Genomic DNA, 15,626 nt, shown 5'->3' with positions numbered 1-15,626 from the left:
CGACGACGGTCAGCGTCCCGCGTCGCCCATGAAGTGCCGCGCGTAACGCGCGTTGATGTCGGCGAGGCGGAAGAGCGTCAGAAAATCCGCCGCGTTGAAGTCCGGGTCCCACGCGGGCGCGCCGCAAATCTTCGCGCCGAGGCGCAGATAGCCTTTGACGAGCGGCGGTGGACTCACCGCGACGCCCGTGCGCAGTTCCTCGACCGGCAGCGGCGTATGCGCGAACGCGCGGTACTCATGCGCGGTGAGCGCGTCGGCGGGCAGCGAAGCGTACAGATTCGCGGCGTAATGACCGCCGTCGTTCATGCCGACGCTCGCGCAGCCGAGCATCGTTTCATAGCCGTTGTGCATCATGTACGTGGCGAGCCCGCCCCACAGCGACATGATGACCGCGCCGTTGCGATAGTCCGGATGCACGCACGAGCGGCCCACTTCGACGAGCTTCGGCCGCAGATGCGTGAGACGCGACACGTCGAATTCGCTTTCCGCATACAGCCGGCCGATGCGCGCCGCCTGATGCGGCGGCAACACGCGATACGTGCCGACCACTTTCAGCGTATCGAGATCGCGCACGAGCAGGTGATCGCAGTAGGCGTCGAAGGCGTCGACGTCCAGCCCGGCGGGGCCCGTCAGACGCGCGCCCATTTCCTCGGCGAACACGCGGTAGCGCAGACGCTGGGCTTCGCGCAGCGCGTCGTCGGAGCGCGCCCACGCGACCTGCAAGCGGTGCTGGCCCGTGACGGTTTCGGCCGTGCGCGGAAGGTGGCGGCGCGAATCGAGCGCGAGCGATGACGCTCCGAAGGGCAGGAAAGGCGTCGGCAGATCGTGCATTGGCATTCCTCGGCGGAAAGGTGACTAACTTTCCGCCAATGTAAGGATGCCGGGTGACGCTCGCATGGCTTGGCAGTGACGTTTCGATGAAACGCCACACGCCCCGGCGACACGCGTTTTCGACGTCTAAAGCAGCTCCGGACACATCACCGCGCGCACCACGACTTGCCCGTCGCCGCCGCGCGCGCGGCCCTGAAACCACCAGATGCCGCTTTTTTTGACCGGCCATTCCGCTTCGTGCCCGGTCAGCAGCAACGCGGCCACGCGCCCGAGCGTCGGCTGATGCCCGATCACCACGACGGTTTGTCCGACGCCATCCGGCCAGCCGGCGGCGTCGAGCACGTGCTGCGCGGTCTTGCCGGGCGCGAGGTCGTCCACCACTCGATAGCGGTCGCCGAACGCTTCGGCGGTCTGGATCGTGCGCGTGGCGGGACTGGCGAGGAAGAGGGCGTCGTCGTCGATGCGCGCTCGCAGCCACTTCGCCATGCCTTGCGCCTGCTTGCGTCCGCGCGAGGTGAGCTGACGCGCGAGGTCGCTCGACGCCTGGTCTTCCGCTTCGGCGTGACGCCAGAGAATGAGGTTCATCGATCGTCTCCAGAATGAATGGCTTTTGCGAAAGGCTTAGAACGTTGCGTGCCCGCTCGTCGCGTCGCCGCGCGGACGCATTTGCGGATATGGGACATCGACGCTACAATACGCGGCTCGTCGGAGCGTAGCGCAGCCTGGTAGCGCATCTGATTTGGGATCAGAGGGTCGAAGGTTCGAATCCTTTCGCTCCGACCACGATACAACGAAGGGGTTACAAGTCTCGGCTTGTAACCCCTTCGTCTTTTCCAGGAAACCTCATGCCGCGTATCGCTTTGTCGTTCGCATGCTCCGCCGTCTTCGCGCTTGCGCTGTCCGCGTGCGCCGATTCCTCCAGCCAGAAACATCCTCCACAAGATCCGCCCGACTATCACGGCGTGCCGACCGACACGCGTCCGCCGTCGATGTTGATCGCGCCGACGCAGCCGCAGTGATCCGACTGCGAATCGGTCATAACGACTGAGTGGCAGGCTCTAACGCGGATAGAAGCGAATTTTTTGCAGCACGGTTATCATGGGGCAACTCGTCGCAACTGGGTTTCGCCATGAATCTGTTGTGGATTTTCGCTGCCGTCGCGCCTCTCGCGCTTGCTTCGCTTTTCGGGTTCGCCGCCCGCATCGATCCGGCGTCGGGCCGCTGGCGCGCGCGAAGGAGTACGCGAAAAGACACGCCTTCGGATGCCTGAGTCAGCAGGCCCTACTGCTTGCAGCGGATCACCATCGAACGGTTCTTGATGTTCGCGCCGAAGATGCCCGCCACCGATCCGCCGGAAGTCGCGCCGTTGTCAGCGTCTTTCGAAATCACGTCGTAGCCGTACGCGCCGCACACTTCGCCCGCCTGCTTGTAGCACGCCGCCCAGCTCGTGCTCGCGTCGCTGCCGCTGCAGTTGATCGCGAAGCCCGTGTCGCCCGAGGGCAGGTAGGTCATCGTGGCGGTGTGCGCGCAGCCAGCCAGCGCGCCGCTCAAGGCCGCCGCCGCGAACAACGCGGCCGCGGTCATCGTGTTTGCGAATCTCATTGTCTTCCTCGTAACGGCCGCGCGCCTCTTTAGCGCGGCGGCAAATAGCGCGACGGGTCCGTCGAGCGGCCCATGTAGCGCACCTCGAAGTGCAGCATCGTGCGATCGCTGTCGGTGTCGCCCATCTCCGCGATCTGCTGTCCCTGCTGCACCGTCTGGCCTTCCTTCACCAGCAGCGTGCGATTGTGAGCGTAGGCGGTCAGATAGTCGTCGTTATGCTTGACGATCAACATGTTGCCGTAGCCGCGCAGGCCGTTGCCCGCATAGACGACACTGCCTGTCGCCGCCGCCACGACCGGCGTGCCCGCCGAGTTCGCGATGTCGATGCCTTTCGAATTCTTGCCGTCGAAGCCGCGAATCACGGTGCCTTGCGCCGGCCATACCAGCGAGACGCCCGGACCCGGTTTCGCGGGTGCATCGGCCTTTGCTTCGCTCTTCGCGCCGGAGCCTGCGCCCGCCGACGTCGCGCCGGACGCGCTCGCGCTGCCCGCAGGCGGCTCGACGCGCAGCACCTGGCCGACTTCGATGGCGTCCGGATTCGCGAGCGCGTTCCAGCGCGCGATGTTCCTCGTCGACGTGCGGTTTTCCCGCGCGATCTTCGAGAGCGTGTCGCCGCGCTGCACGCGATAGTATCCCGGCGCGACCGGGGCTGATCCGCACGCGGCGAGCACCGCGACCAAGGATGCGACGACCGATGCGCGGACGACCTGTCCAATTCTTTTCTGCAAAACCTGACCTCGTAGAGCGCCGCCGCGCGTCGGGCGGCGGCGGATAGGAAGGCAGGATTTTACCGTCCCGCATTTCTGCGTACAGAAAGGCGCCCGCTATGGCGAGCGCGCGCTGCCGCTTAGGCCGCTGACGTGACCACGAGCCGAAGCGACGCCGCCTCGGTCTTGCCCGGCGCGAGCCAGCGCAGGCCGCGGCCGTTGTGGATGGCGTCGGGCAGGCCGATCCACGGCTCGACGCAATAGAAGTCCGACGTATCCGACTCGGTCCACGTCGTGACGGCGTACCACGGCACCGAATCCGGCTGTTGCAGCTCGAAGCTCACGGTGCGGTTCGGCAAGACGAGCCGCACGGGTTCGTCGGAAGGCCCGGTCAGGCAGTGAAAGCAATCGACGATACTCGCGTCCGCCAGCGAATAGCGCGGCGCGCCGGTTTCGGCATCGGTGATGGAGCCGTCCGGCAACTGACGCCGCCGCTCCGTGCGCGGCAGCTCGACGCTGCTTTGGGCGCGCTGATCGTGCGGCAGATGAAAGTAGAAGTGATGCCCCGCGTAGTAAGGCAGCGCGACTTCGCCCGGATTCGATGTCGTGAGTTCGACCTCCAGCGTCACGCCATCAATGAGACGGTAGGCCGCCTCGAAGCGGAATGCGAACGGGTAGCCCTCGCGCGTCGCGTCGCTGTCCACGAGCGTCATGCGCACGCCGTGGCCGTCGGCATCGCGCGTGGAAGAGAAGGGCAGATTGCGCGCGAATCCGTGCGTCGGCAGCGCATGCACGGCGCCGTCCGGATCGCGCCATTTGCCGATTTCGCCATCGACGAAATGCCGCCCAAGAAACGGGAACAGCAACGGATTGCCGCCGCGAATCTTCGCGGCATTCGACCAGGCGGTTTCATCGAACGGATCCGGCCAGTGAATGACCGGCTCGCCGCCGACGCGCCAGGTCATGAGCCGGCCGCCCGCTTGCGGCGCGAGCTGGATGACCGCGCCGTCGCGCTCGATTTCGATGACGTCTTTCTCGGATGACATGGTGGCAACGCACTCCGTTCGATGGCCGACTGGTTCAAGGATTCGTCGATTCTGCCTTGGATTGTTCTACGCATAAACCCTTTGCGGGAAACTGCGACTGCCCGGCGTCATCGCGATGTGTTGTTATATGTACCTAATGTGAGGAACCAGACGGACAGGAGTCGACATGGATCTGGCGATGGCAATGGGCGTCGCGATGTTTAGCCTCTTCGGCGCGAGCACAGCGGTCTTTCTCTATAAACTCAAAGGATGAAACGCTAATAAGCGGTCACGCGTTTCTTTCGGTTTTATTGGACTCTGCTTTCCGTTATATTCTGATTCGCCGACGTTCTCCTGTCGGTGTCCATTTGTGTGCGCAAGCCGCTTGGCGCTGGGTTTTCCCCTAGGCATAATCGGTCCCGGCTTGCGCGCCGCACCCATTTTCTTCCCTCTTGTCCTTGCCTCGCGTCATACGGCGCGGCGAGCGATTTCGCGGCGCGTCCTTCATTTCTCCACGACAAGGACCGACGCGTGACTCTCTGGTTTCTCGTATTTCTCAGCGTGCTTCAGGGCGTAACCGAACTCTTTCCGGTGAGCAGCCTCGGCCATACATTGCTGGTTCCCGGTTTGATCGGCATGCATATCGACAAGCACGCGCCGCAGTTGCTGCCGTTTCTCGTCGCGCTGCATCTCGGCACGGCGCTCGCGTTGCTCTGGTATTTCCGCAAGCGCTGGATTGCGCTGATCGGCGGCTGGTTCGCCTCCTTCGGCGGACGCCGCAACGATGACGCGCACATGATGTGGGCGCTCATCATCGGCACGATTCCGACGGGCATCGTCGGTCTGTTGCTCGAGAAGCGGCTGGAGGCGATTTTTCATGATCTGCGGATCGTCGCCGCGGCGCTGATCGTGAACGGCGTGTTGCTGTGGCTCGGCGATCGCCTGCAGAAGAGCCGCGCCGCGCGCGCGCCGGAAAAGCTCACGTTCAGACAGGCGTTTCTCGTCGGCCTGGCGCAGATCGGCGCGCTGATTCCCGGCTTCTCGCGTAGCGGCCTGACGATGATCGCGGGCGTCGGTGCCGGTCTGACGGCCGAGGCGGCGGCCGAATTCTCGTTCCTGCTCGGCACGCCGATCATCTTCGCGGCGGGCGTGCTCGAGGTGCCGAAGCTGTTTCACGCGCCGGGCCAACTGTTCGACGCCGTGCTCGGCGGCGTGCTGACGGGCATCGCCGCTTACCTGAGCGTTCGCTTCCTGATGCGCTATTTCGAAGGCCACGGCAAGCTAGCGTCGTTCGGCGTGTATTGCGTGATCGCCGGCATCTTCTTCCTCGGCTGGTTCATGATGCACGCGCAGCCGGTTTGATGCCCGCGACCGCGCGGCATGGCGGATGAGGTAAAATCCCGGCTCTCCCGGCTGCGCGACTTGCGCGCGTAGCCGTCACCCGCCCTTAGCTCAGTTGGATAGAGCAACGGCCTTCTAAGCCGTAGGTCACACGTTCGAATCGTGTAGGGCGGGCCAATTCCTACCGTTCCGCTGGACGTCTTAAACGCCGCTTTTGCGGCGTTTATGCTTTGTGCACATGCGACTGTGCCGAACGGCAAGCGCGTGTCGCTTCTCGCGCTTCCACGCTCCTGCCTGCGCCATGCAATCTATCGGCGTCGCGGTCGTTCCTTCCGCTCAGTTCGACCATCATCGAAGAATGTAACGTTTTGGACAGCTTATTGACCCGAGCGCGTCCAGATTCCACAATGCGCGCCCGCGGCCATCGTTGCGTGAGTGCCGCGCATCAATCCCCGCCCACTGCTGGACGTAACGCTTCATACGGCGGCCCCGCGTGTGGACGCCGCGCGAAGCAAAGCTTGCGGTAGTTCTCCAACAGCAATATTCGATACAAACAAAATGACGTCCTGGTTGAAGAGGCGGCTCACGCCTGACGGTCGCGCAACCCGCAAGGAATACGCGATCACAACATGCATCTTCGCGTTCATCGCCGTTGCGATAAAGGTTACCCATATAGGCGAACTGATCGGCGATGACCTCGTGCCGACTCTTCTCCTCATCGCCTTCATAGTGCTTCTATTCTGGACAGAAAGCGCAGTGCTGGTGCGCCGCTTACACGATGTCGGCTTGAGCGGATGGTGGTGGTTCCTGCTGACCGTTCCCTTCGTCGGAAATGCGGGGGTTGTACTCCTGTTCTTTGTCGGGCCGGGCAAGTTCAGCGGGAGCGCCCGATACCCCGATCCCAGAAAACCCGAGTCGTTCTAGATTTACGGCCTCGGCGATGCATACATCGCAACCCTTAGCGACTACGCCTTGAACGAAGGATTGGGCAGTGCGGCGGCGCGATCGCTATGGGTCGCGCTCCTTTAGTCATATGCATCGAGCGGATCGCCGAGCGGCTCGCCAAGCTCAGATCATTCGCGCATCGAACTGGCCCGCTTCCTGCCCGTAGTCCGCACGCGCGCGGCGCCTCGCGACCAACGCCTTCGAACGTCCAAAACGCCGCTCGCTTGCGGTGCGCGCCTGCATCATCGCGGCGCGCGATGCACCGATTGAATCCGCGAAAGAGGGCGCATGAACAAACGAGCCTACGAATCGAGTACGGCGCAATGCGCGCTATGGAACCGCAGGCAACTGCGCGTCGACCGCGATGCGCGGCGCGTGCTCGTCGCGTCGACGGAGCGCGCGCTCGGCGAGTCGCTCGTCAAGCTGTTCGATCTCAAAGGCTTTCCCGCGCGATTCGTCGCCGACGTGTCGTCACTCAGACACGGCGTCAGCGAATGGCATCCGCACGTGCTGTTCATCGACACGCGCATCGGCGGATGCGCTCACTACGCGCTCGTCCGCGAGCTCCGGGCGCATCCGGACGACTCGACGCGTCTCGTCGTCGCGATGAGCGGCTTTCTGCCGGAAGAGCCGCTCGCCGTGCTGAAAGAAGCGGGCTACGACGGTCATTGTCGCCGTCCTTGTCCGGTATGGCAGATGACCGATATCCTCGACGAGTACTTCGCCTGCCACCTCGTGCGCTAGCGGTCATCTCGTGTCACGAAGCGCGAGCTCGAAAGCGAGCCGAGATCGGTCAGAAAACCGACCGCCGCCTCATGCTATTCTCGCTGCACGCCGGCTGGCGAGCGGGAAGGTCGACGCCCCCGGCGCCGCACGACTTCGCAACGAGGAGAATCTTCATGCCGATCCATCATCGAGCGCCCGCTCGCGCCTGCATCCGCACGACCGTGGCCGTCGCGTTCGCCGTCGCCAGCGCGGGTGCTTTCGCGGCCAACCTGGGCTTTCTGAACAACACGCCGATCACGTACATGAAGCAGCGCGATCTTCAGGCGCTCAACAAGGCCGCGCAAACCGCGCTCGATACCAAGAAGGACGGCGAATCGCTCGACTGGAACAACGAAGGCACCGGCAACACCGTGCCGATCAACGGCACCGTGACGCCGCAGAACACGTTCGATTCGGACGGGCTCAAGTGCCGCAAGATCACGCTGGTCGCCAACGCGAAAGGACAGACGCAGACGTGGGCCCCGACCGCCTGCAAGCAAGCCGACGGCAAATGGAAGCTGAAAAAACAATGAGCATGAGCGGAGCGAACGCGCGATGACCGGCCGCACCGTATCGTGCGGGGTCGTCATTCTGAACGCACAGGGCGACGTCCTGCTGTGCCATGCGACCGAAACCGCGCATTGGGACGTGCCCAAGGGCCAGGCCGATCCGGACGAGAGCCCGCGCGACGCGGCGTTGCGCGAGCTCGTCGAAGAGACGGGCATCGTGCTATCGGCGGAGCGCCTCTCGCATCTTAAGGATCTCGGCCGCTTCGTCTATCGGCGCGACAAGGACCTGCACCTCTTCGCGGTGCGCGTCGCGGACGATGAAGTGGACCTGGCCAAGTGTGTGTGCGAGTCGTACTTCCCGCGCTATAGCGACGGCACCATGATTCCGGAGATGGATGCGTACCGCTGGGTGAGTCCCACGGAAGTCGACCGCTTCGCGAGCCGCAGTCTCGCGCGGCTCTTTCAAACGACGCTTTCGCTCGTGGAACTGCACGAAACGCTCGACTGAACCCTAATCGCGCCTTAGTCGACCCGGTGGTCGTTCGGGTGCGCGAAGAGCGCCTTCATCTCCGGCGACATCGGGAATCGCAGATTGATGCCGTCGGGCGGAATCGGCTGCATGAACCACGCTTCGTAGAGCTTCGCGGCCTCGCCGCTGCGCTGCATGTTCGCGATCACGTCGTCGACCATGCGCTTGAACACCGGATCGCCTCTGCGCATCATGCAGCCGTAGGTCTCGGTCGCGAGCGATTCGCCCGTCACCATATAGTCGCTGCGCGCCGCGCCTTGCTCGGCGATCTGTCCGTAGAGCAACGGATCATCCATCACGAACGCGACCGCGCGATCGTTCTTCAGTGCTCCGAACGCTTCCGCGTGATCGCGCGCGCTGATGATGCGCATGTTCAGCTTGCGCTCCATCGTCATCTGTCGAAGGATGCGCTCATCCGACGTGCCCGCCGTCGTCGCGACGGTCTTGCCGGCGAGATCCGCGTAGTCGCGAATGCCCGACTTGCGCTTCACCGCCATGTGGATGCCGTACTGGAAGATGCTATTGGAAAACGCGACGAGCGGATCGCGCTCCGCGATATGCGCCGTCGAGCCGCATTCCAGATCGATCTGGTTGTTGACCACGTAGGAAATGCGGTTCGCGGACGTGACGACCACGTTCTTGATCGCGAGATTCGGCATGTTGAGCCGCCGCTTGACTTCGTCGACCACCTTCAGCGCGATGGCATACGAATAGCCCGTCGGCTGCTGCCGCACCATGTACGAAAACGGCACCGACGACTCGCGCGCGCCCAGCACGATGGCGCCGTTCTCGGCGATCTTGCGCAGCGTCGCCGAGGGCGGCAACTGGTCGACGGCCGCCTGCGCGGAAGCGATCTCCGACGCCGCGGCCGCGCGGGCGACCGGGCACGCGAGCGCAAGCGCCGCCGACATCGCGCAGACGATGCGAACTGCGGGCGATTGCGGCGCTTTCATGGCGTCCTCGTTCGGCGCGTGAGCCTTCGCGCGATCACGCCGGCTTGCCCCAGCTGTCGCGCAAGCTGACGATCCGGTTGAACACCGGCTTGCCCGGCTGCGAATCCACGCGGTCCGCGACGAAGTAGCCGTGCCGCTCGAACTGGAAGCGGTCTTCCGGCATGGCTTCGCGCGCGCTCGGCTCCAGATACGCATTCACGACGCGCTTCGAGTCCGGGTTCAGCGCGTCCAGAAACTCCGCGCCGCCCGCGCCCGGCTGCGGCTCCTTGAACAGACGGTCGTAGATGCGCACTTCGGCGGGGTAGGCCGTCGCCGCGCTGACCCAATGGATCGTGCCCTTGACCTTGTACGCGTTCGCGCCTTCCGTGCCGGACTTGCTGTCGGGGAAGTAGTTGCAATGCACGGCGGTCACGTTGCCATGCTCGTCCTTGTCCGCGCCCGTGCATTCCACGACGAAGCCGTATTTGAGCCGCACCTTGTTGCCCGGGAACAGCCGGAAGTAGCCCTTCGGCGGCGTTTCCTGAAAGTCCTCGCGCTCGATCCACAGTTCGCGCGAAAACGGAAACGTGCGCGTGCCACGGTCCGGATGATGCGGATGCACCGGCGCGCTGCACTCGTCGGTCTGGCCTTCCGGATAGTTGTCGATAATGAGCTTCAGCGGATCCAGCACGGCGATGGCGCGCGGCGCTTTCTCGTCGAGATCGTCACGCAGCGCGCCTTCGAGCACGCTCATGTCGATCCACGAATCGACCTTCGTCACGCCGACGCGCTCCACCATCAGGCGGATGCTTTCCGGCGTGAAGCCGCGACGCCGCACGCCGACGATGGTCGGCATGCGCGGATCGTCCCAGCCATCGACGTGATTCTCCTGCACGAGTTGCAAGAGCTTGCGCTTGCTCGTGATCGCGTACGTGAGGTTCAGGCGCGAAAACTCGATTTGCTGCGGCAGCGGACGCTTGAAGACGCCGTCGTTCGCAAGCTGCGCGAGAAACCAGTCGTACAACGGACGATGATCTTCGAATTCCAGCGTGCACAGCGAATGCGTGATGTTTTCGAGCGCATCCGACACGCAATGCGCATAGTCGTACATCGGGTAGATGCACCACGTGTCGCCGGTACGGTAGTGATGCGCGAAGCGGATGCGATAGATGACCGGATCGCGCATGTTGAAGTTCGGCGAGGCCATGTCGATCTTCGCGCGCAGGACGTGCTCGCCTTCCTTGAACTCGCCCGCCTTCATGCGGCGGAAGAGGTCGAGGTTTTCTTCGGGCGTGCGGTCGCGATACGGCGAGTTGATGCCCGCTTCCGTGGCCGAGCCGCGCGTCGCGCGCATTTCCTCGGCGCTCTGGCTGTCGACGTACGCCTGACCCTTCGCGATCAGCATTTCGGCGAACTCGTACAGCTTGTCGTAGTAGTCGCTCGCGAAGTATTTATGCTCGCGGCCGTCCTTGTTCCAGTCGTAGCCGAGCCACTTCACGGCGTCGATGATGGACTCCACGTACTCGACGCTTTCCTTCTCGGGATTGGTGTCGTCGAAACGCAGATGGCACACGCCGCCGTAGTCCGCGGCCAGCCCGAAGTTCACGCAGATGCTCTTCGCATGGCCGATGTGCAGGTAGCCGTTCGGCTCGGGCGGAAAACGCGTCTCGACCCGCTGCGCCCATTTGCCGGAGCGGTTGTCGTCTTCGATGATATTGCGGATGAAATTGGATGGCGCCGGGGCGTCGTTGCGATCGGTGTTCATGCGAAAAAGAGTGCCAACGGATGCGCTCGCGTGTGATCGGTTCGGCAGCCGTTCCGCGCGGCTCGGAACGGGTTCGAATCATGACTGAATATTGGGTCGATTCTACCTTACGCAACCGGCGCGGGCAGGCGGGTTGCGCCTCGCTGCCGGCGGGTGGCGCGCGAGCCGTTTCGTAACGACCGTAACGGGACGTAAATCGCCTTGTGAGCCGCATCGGGCGGATTTTATGATCGGCTCGCCACGTCGGGCTACGGCCCGGCGAAGGATACAAAAGACATCACAACGACAACACAAGCAGAAGAAGGAACCCAGCCATGAAGAAGATCGCTACCACGACCATCAAGCTCGCCGCGGCCGCCGCGCTCGTTTCGAGCCTCGCCGCGTGCTCGGGAATGTCGCGCCAGCAGGCGCACGCTGGCGTCGGCGCCGCTGCCGGCGGCGCGCTCGGCTATCTCGTGACGGGCGGGCCGCTCGGCACCGTCGCGGGCGCCGCGGCAGGCGGGCTGATCGGCGCGGGCGTGCGCTGATCGCTGCTCAGATCGCCTTCGACGCCCGTAGTCCCGCAATTTTCCCGTCGTCGTAACCGAGCACGTCGGCGAGCACGCTCGCCGTGTGTTCACCGAGCATCGGCGGATGCGCGCGCGCTTCGGGCGGCGTCGCGCTCATCTTGATCGGAGTCGCGACGAGCTTCACCGCGCCGCCTTCCGGATGCGGCAAGTCGATCTGCATCCGGCGCGCGATCACTTGCGGGTCGTCGAACACTTCCGCGAGATCGTTGATCGGCCCGCACGGCACGCCCGCCGCTTCGAGCGCCGCGAGCCATGCGTGCTTGCCGCGCTCGCGCACCATGTCGGCGAGAATCGGCACGAGCAGATCACGATTGCGCACGCGCGACGGGTTCGTCGCGAAGCGTGGATCGTCCGCAAGTTCCGCGCGTCCGCCCGCTTCGACGAACTTGCGGAACTGCCCGTCGTTGCCGACCGCGACGATGATCCAGCCATCGCTCGTCTGGAAGGTCTGATACGGCACGATGTTCGGGTGCGCGTTGCCCCAGCGCACCGGAGGCTTGCCGCTCGCGAGGAAGTTCGTGTTCATGTTGGCGAGCATCGCCACCTGCACGTCGAGCAGCGCCATGTCGATGTACTGGCCTTCGCCCGTTCTGTCGCGATGGCTGAGCGCGGCCAGCACGCCGACCGTCGCATACATGCCGGTCATCAGGTCCGCGATGGCGACGCCGGCCTTCTGCGGGCCGCCGCCCGGCTGGCCGTCGCGCTCGCCGGTGATGCTCATGAACCCGCCGATGCCCTGAATGATGAAGTCGTAGCCCGCGCGCTGCGCATACGGACCCGTCTGCCCGAAGCCCGTCACCGAGCAATAGACGATGTCCGGCTTCACCTGCTTCAGCGATTCATAGTCGAGCCCGTACTTCTTCAACTGGCCGACCTTGTAGTTCTCCAGCACCACATCGCTTTGCGCGGCGAGTTCGCGCACGATGCGCTGGCCGTCTTCGGTCGCGATATCCACCGTCACCGAGCGCTTGTTGCGGTTCGCCGCCAGATAATAGGCGGCTTCGCGCGTGTCCTCGCCGTCCGGCGTCTTCAGATACGGCGGGCCCCAGTGGCGCGTGTCGTCGCCGGTTCCGGGCCGCTCGATCTTGATGACGTCCGCGCCGAGATCGGCCAGGGTCTGCGCGCACCACGGTCCCGCCAGCACGCGGGTGAGATCCAGTACGCGGATATGGCTCAGTGCTCCCATTCGATATATCGCTCGCTTGATGTGGTTCGGTGGATCGGCTGCCTTTCACGCGACTGTCGCACGAAACCGCGCAGACGCGAAAGCAGGGCGGACGCGAACTGCGCGTAACGACTTTCGAAGACTCGCTCCAAGCCGTTATCGGGCGGGGCCGCGCGGCGAATCCCGTATAATCAAAGATTACCTCTGCCTGGCCGAAAGTCCTTGTCGCAAGGCCGTGCCGGGCAATACCAAAAACCGCATCAGAGAACGCAGACGCGCCCCGTACGCCATGAAAGCCGCCGAAATACGCGAGAAATTCCTGAAGTTCTTCGAATCGAAGGGCCACACGATCGTCCGCTCGTCGAGCCTCGTGCCCGGCAACGACCCGACGCTGCTTTTCACGAACTCGGGCATGGTCCAGTTCAAGGACGTGTTCCTCGGCGCCGAATCGCGGCCGTACACGCGCGCGACCACCGCGCAGCGCAGCGTGCGCGCGGGCGGCAAGCATAACGATCTGGAGAACGTCGGCTATACGGCGCGGCATCACACGTTCTTCGAGATGCTCGGCAACTTCTCGTTCGGCGACTACTTCAAGCGCGACGCCATCCACTATTGCTGGGAGCTGTTGACGAAGGTCTACATGCTGCCGCCGGAGAAGCTCACCGTCACCGTCTATCAGGAAGACGACGAAGCATACGACATCTGGGCGAAGGAAATCGGCGTGCCGACGGAGCGCATCATCCGCATCGGCGACAACAAGGGCGCGCGCTACGCATCGGACAACTTCTGGCAGATGGCCGATACCGGCCCGTGCGGTCCGTGCTCCGAAGTGTTCTACGACCACGGCCCGGAAATCTGGGGCGGCCCGCCGGGATCGCCTGAGGAAGACGGCGATCGCTTCATCGAGATCTGGAATCTCGTGTTCATGCAGTTCAACCGCGACGCGCAGGGCAACATGACGCCGCTGCCGAAGCAGTGCGTGGACACGGGCATGGGCCTGGAACGCCTTGCCGCCGTGCTTCAGCACGTGCATAGCAACTACGAAATCGACCTGTTTCAGACGCTCATCAAGGCCGCCGGCCGCGAAACGAACACGGCCGATCTCGAGAACAACTCGCTGAAGGTCATCGCGGACCACATCCGCGCGTGCTCGTTCCTGATCGTCGACGGCGTGATTCCCGGCAACGAAGGCCGCGGCTACGTGCTGCGCCGTATCGTGCGGCGCGCGATCCGTCATGGCTACAAGCTCGGCAAGAAGAGCGCGTTCTTCCACAAACTCGTGGCCGATCTCGTCGCGGAAATGGGCGCGGCGTACCCGGAACTGAAAGACGCGCAGCAGCGCGTGACCGACGTGCTGCGTCAGGAAGAAGAGCGCTTCTTCGAAACGATCGAGCACGGCATGTCGATTCTCGAAGGCGAACTCGCCGAGCTGGAAAAGAAGGGCGTCAAGCAACTGGACGGCGAACTGGCGTTCAAGCTGCACGACACCTACGGTTTCCCGCTGGATCTGACGGCTGACGTGTGCCGCGAGCGCGGCGTGACGGTCGACGAACCCGCGTTCGACGACGCGATGGCCCGCCAGCGCGATCAGGCGCGCGCGGCCGGCAAGTTCAAGCTCGCGCAGGGCCTCGAATATTCGGGCGCGAAGACCACGTTCCACGGCTACGAGAAAGAGATTTTCGACGACGCGAAGATCGTCGCGCTGTATGTCGAAGGCGCGTCGGTTCAGCAGGCCGAAGCGGGACAACAAGCGGTCGTCGTGCTCGACCACACGCCGTTCTACGCCGAATCGGGCGGTCAGGTCGGCGATCAGGGCGTGCTCGTCAACGCGTCGACGCGCTTCGAAGTGGCCGACACGCTTAAGGTGCAGGCCGATGTCGTCGGTCATCACGGCACGGTCGCGCAGGGCACGCTCAAGGTCGGCGACGTGGTGAAGGCGCAGATCGACGCCGTGCGCCGCGCCCGCACCGCGCGCAATCACTCGGCCACGCACCTGATGCACAAGGCGCTGCGCGAAGTGCTCGGCGGCCACGTGCAGCAGAAAGGCTCGCTCGTCGATGCCGACAAGACGCGCTTCGACTTCGCGCATAACGCGCCGATGACGGACGAGCAGATCCGCCGCGTCGAAGAAATCGTGAACGCCGAGATTCTGGCGAACGCGCCGGGCGTCGTGCGCGTCATGCCGTACGACGAAGCGGTGAAGGGCGGCGCAATGGCGCTCTTCGGCGAGAAATACGGCGACACGGTGCGCGTGCTCGATCTCGGCTTCTCGCGCGAACTTTGCGGCGGCACGCACGTGCAGCGCACGGGCGATATCGGCTTCTTCAAGATCGTGATGGAAGGCGGCGTGGCGGCGGGCATTCGCCGCGTCGAGGCCATTACCGGCGACAACGCGGTGCGCTACGTGCAGGAACTGGAGGCGCGCATCAACGCGGCGGCGAGCGTGCTGAAAGCGCAGCCCTCGGAACTGACGCAGCGCATCGGGCAGGTTCAGGAGCACGTGAAGTCGCTCGAAAAGGAACTGGCCGCGCTCAAGTCGAAGCTCGCATCGAGCCAGGGCGATGAACTCGTCTCGCAAGCGGTGGACGTCTCCGGCGTTCATGTGCTCGCCGCCGAACTCGAAGGCGCGGACGTGAAGACGCTGCGCGAAACCGTCGACAAGCTGAAGGACAAGCTGAAGAGCGCGGCGATCGTGCTCGCATCGGTCGATGGCGGCAAGGTGAGCCTGATCGCGGGCGTGACGCCGGATGCATCGAAGAAGGTGAAGGCGGGCGAACTCGTCAACTTCGTCGCGCAGCAAGTGGGCGGCAAGGGCGGCGGGCGTCCCGACATGGCGCAGGCGGGCGGCACCGAGCCGGCCAAGCTGCCGGCCGCGCTCGCGGGCGTGACGGGCTGGGTGCAGCAACAGCTCTAAACGCAGCGCATTCGCGCGAAGCAGTCT

Annotated in this window: 16 protein-coding genes and 2 tRNA genes; 10 read left to right on the top strand and 8 right to left on the bottom strand. The window is 64.2% G+C overall.

The genetic code is table 11. From position 1 onward, the window contains the following. Window positions 1-9: 9 nt before the first annotated feature. Window positions 10-831: a GNAT family N-acetyltransferase gene (locus LDZ24_RS09140; protein ID WP_248320203.1), complete on the bottom strand. Its 822-nt coding sequence runs from the start codon at window positions 829-831 to the stop codon at window positions 10-12. Between the two features lie 126 nt (window positions 832-957). Beyond that, on the bottom strand, window positions 958-1,416 hold the full coding sequence (locus LDZ24_RS09135; protein WP_248320201.1) for a histidine phosphatase family protein: 459 nt from the start codon (window positions 1,414-1,416) through the stop codon (window positions 958-960). Window positions 1,417-1,537: 121 nt separating this feature from the next. Between LDZ24_RS09135 and LDZ24_RS09130 the strand changes: the two genes are divergently transcribed. Next, a tRNA-Pro gene (locus LDZ24_RS09130) sits at window positions 1,538-1,614 on the top strand. A gap of 62 nt (window positions 1,615-1,676) precedes the next feature. Continuing rightward, complete coding sequence (locus LDZ24_RS09125; RefSeq protein ID WP_175944367.1) at window positions 1,677-1,850, top strand: hypothetical protein; 174 nt, start codon at window positions 1,677-1,679, stop codon at window positions 1,848-1,850. A gap of 262 nt (window positions 1,851-2,112) precedes the next feature. Here LDZ24_RS09125 and LDZ24_RS09120 read toward each other — a convergent pair whose 3' ends face one another. The 3 genes from LDZ24_RS09120 to LDZ24_RS09110 all read right to left on the bottom strand — a co-directional run bounded on the left by LDZ24_RS09120 (window position 2,113) and on the right by LDZ24_RS09110 (window position 4,186). Further along, window positions 2,113-2,433, bottom strand: coding sequence for a hypothetical protein (locus tag LDZ24_RS09120; protein ID WP_371747339.1), 321 nt, complete (start codon window positions 2,431-2,433; stop codon window positions 2,113-2,115). 29 nt (window positions 2,434-2,462) lie between these two features. Then, window positions 2,463-3,149 carry a peptidoglycan DD-metalloendopeptidase family protein gene (locus tag LDZ24_RS09115; RefSeq protein WP_371747416.1) on the bottom strand — a complete coding sequence of 229 codons (687 nt, stop codon included), beginning with the start codon at window positions 3,147-3,149 and terminating at the stop codon, window positions 2,463-2,465. Window positions 3,150-3,280: 131 nt separating this feature from the next. Beyond that, entirely contained in the window at window positions 3,281-4,186 is a 906-nt protein-coding gene (locus LDZ24_RS09110) for an aldose epimerase (protein WP_248320197.1), read from the bottom strand. A gap of 510 nt (window positions 4,187-4,696) precedes the next feature. On the opposite strand from LDZ24_RS09110, the gene LDZ24_RS09105 reads away from it, so the two are divergent. The 6 genes from LDZ24_RS09105 to LDZ24_RS09080 all read left to right on the top strand — a co-directional run bounded on the left by LDZ24_RS09105 (window position 4,697) and on the right by LDZ24_RS09080 (window position 8,233). Then, window positions 4,697-5,527: an undecaprenyl-diphosphate phosphatase gene (locus LDZ24_RS09105; protein ID WP_248320195.1), complete on the top strand. Its 831-nt coding sequence runs from the start codon at window positions 4,697-4,699 to the stop codon at window positions 5,525-5,527. A 79-nt stretch (window positions 5,528-5,606) separates the two neighbouring features. Further along, window positions 5,607-5,683, top strand: a tRNA-Arg gene (locus tag LDZ24_RS09100). A 381-nt stretch (window positions 5,684-6,064) separates the two neighbouring features. Continuing rightward, window positions 6,065-6,430 (top strand): DUF805 domain-containing protein, encoded by a 366-nt coding sequence (locus tag LDZ24_RS09095; RefSeq protein WP_248320194.1) that lies wholly within the window; start codon window positions 6,065-6,067, stop codon window positions 6,428-6,430. A 309-nt stretch (window positions 6,431-6,739) separates the two neighbouring features. Beyond that, window positions 6,740-7,195, top strand: a complete 456-nt coding sequence (locus tag LDZ24_RS09090; protein ID WP_248320192.1) for a hypothetical protein — start codon at window positions 6,740-6,742, stop codon at window positions 7,193-7,195. Window positions 7,196-7,350: 155 nt separating this feature from the next. Then, window positions 7,351-7,749, top strand: a complete 399-nt coding sequence (locus tag LDZ24_RS09085) for an RT0821/Lpp0805 family surface protein (protein WP_248320190.1) — start codon at window positions 7,351-7,353, stop codon at window positions 7,747-7,749. A 22-nt stretch (window positions 7,750-7,771) separates the two neighbouring features. Beyond that, a complete protein-coding gene (locus LDZ24_RS09080) occupies window positions 7,772-8,233 on the top strand; it encodes an NUDIX hydrolase (RefSeq protein WP_248320188.1) in 462 nt (153 codons plus the stop codon). A gap of 14 nt (window positions 8,234-8,247) precedes the next feature. Here LDZ24_RS09080 and LDZ24_RS09075 read toward each other — a convergent pair whose 3' ends face one another. Then, entirely contained in the window at window positions 8,248-9,165 is a 918-nt protein-coding gene (locus LDZ24_RS09075) for a transporter substrate-binding domain-containing protein (protein WP_248322319.1), read from the bottom strand. Between the two features lie 76 nt (window positions 9,166-9,241). Beyond that, the gene (locus tag LDZ24_RS09070; RefSeq protein WP_248320186.1) at window positions 9,242-10,951 is read right to left on the bottom strand and encodes a glutamine--tRNA ligase/YqeY domain fusion protein; all 1,710 of its coding nucleotides are present in this window, start codon (window positions 10,949-10,951) and stop codon (window positions 9,242-9,244) included. A gap of 314 nt (window positions 10,952-11,265) precedes the next feature. On the opposite strand from LDZ24_RS09070, the gene LDZ24_RS09065 reads away from it, so the two are divergent. Continuing rightward, on the top strand, window positions 11,266-11,478 hold the full coding sequence (locus tag LDZ24_RS09065; protein WP_248320184.1) for an ornithine carbamoyltransferase: 213 nt from the start codon (window positions 11,266-11,268) through the stop codon (window positions 11,476-11,478). Between the two features lie 7 nt (window positions 11,479-11,485). On the opposite strand, the gene LDZ24_RS09060 is transcribed toward LDZ24_RS09065, so the two are convergent. After that, the gene (locus tag LDZ24_RS09060; RefSeq protein ID WP_248320182.1) at window positions 11,486-12,706 is read right to left on the bottom strand and encodes a CaiB/BaiF CoA-transferase family protein; all 1,221 of its coding nucleotides are present in this window, start codon (window positions 12,704-12,706) and stop codon (window positions 11,486-11,488) included. Between the two features lie 268 nt (window positions 12,707-12,974). Here LDZ24_RS09060 and alaS point away from each other — a divergent pair, with 268 nt between their 5' ends. Next, complete coding sequence (gene alaS, locus LDZ24_RS09055) at window positions 12,975-15,599, top strand: alanine--tRNA ligase (RefSeq protein ID WP_248320180.1); 2,625 nt, start codon at window positions 12,975-12,977, stop codon at window positions 15,597-15,599. Window positions 15,600-15,626 lie beyond the last annotated feature (27 nt).

The sequence above is a fragment of the Caballeronia sp. Sq4a genome (genome assembly GCF_023170545.1).
Lineage (GTDB): Bacteria > Pseudomonadota > Gammaproteobacteria > Burkholderiales > Burkholderiaceae > Caballeronia.
This window is presented reverse-complemented; position numbering and strand designations above follow the sequence as displayed.

Bases quoted from the DNA above. Each gene is read 5' to 3' on its own strand.
- LDZ24_RS09140 (WP_248320203.1), bottom strand. From the start codon at position 831: ATGCACGATCTGCCGACGCCTTTCCTGCCCTTCGGAGCGTCATCGCTC.
- LDZ24_RS09135 (WP_248320201.1), bottom strand. From the start codon at position 1,416: ATGAACCTCATTCTCTGGCGTCACGCCGAAGCGGAAGACCAGGCGTCG.
- LDZ24_RS09125 (WP_175944367.1), top strand. From the start codon at position 1,677: ATGCCGCGTATCGCTTTGTCGTTCGCATGCTCCGCCGTCTTCGCGCTT.
- LDZ24_RS09120 (WP_371747339.1), bottom strand. From the start codon at position 2,433: ATGAGATTCGCAAACACGATGACCGCGGCCGCGTTGTTCGCGGCGGCG.
- LDZ24_RS09110 (WP_248320197.1), bottom strand. From the start codon at position 4,186: ATGTCATCCGAGAAAGACGTCATCGAAATCGAGCGCGACGGCGCGGTC.
- LDZ24_RS09095 (WP_248320194.1), top strand. From the start codon at position 6,065: ATGACGTCCTGGTTGAAGAGGCGGCTCACGCCTGACGGTCGCGCAACC.
- LDZ24_RS09090 (WP_248320192.1), top strand. From the start codon at position 6,740: ATGAACAAACGAGCCTACGAATCGAGTACGGCGCAATGCGCGCTATGG.
- LDZ24_RS09085 (WP_248320190.1), top strand. From the start codon at position 7,351: ATGCCGATCCATCATCGAGCGCCCGCTCGCGCCTGCATCCGCACGACC.
- LDZ24_RS09080 (WP_248320188.1), top strand. From the start codon at position 7,772: ATGACCGGCCGCACCGTATCGTGCGGGGTCGTCATTCTGAACGCACAG.
- LDZ24_RS09075 (WP_248322319.1), bottom strand. From the start codon at position 9,165: ATGTCGGCGGCGCTTGCGCTCGCGTGCCCGGTCGCCCGCGCGGCCGCG.
- LDZ24_RS09070 (WP_248320186.1), bottom strand. From the start codon at position 10,951: ATGAACACCGATCGCAACGACGCCCCGGCGCCATCCAATTTCATCCGC.
- LDZ24_RS09065 (WP_248320184.1), top strand. From the start codon at position 11,266: ATGAAGAAGATCGCTACCACGACCATCAAGCTCGCCGCGGCCGCCGCG.
- LDZ24_RS09060 (WP_248320182.1), bottom strand. From the start codon at position 12,706: ATGGGAGCACTGAGCCATATCCGCGTACTGGATCTCACCCGCGTGCTG.
- alaS (WP_248320180.1), top strand. From the start codon at position 12,975: ATGAAAGCCGCCGAAATACGCGAGAAATTCCTGAAGTTCTTCGAATCG.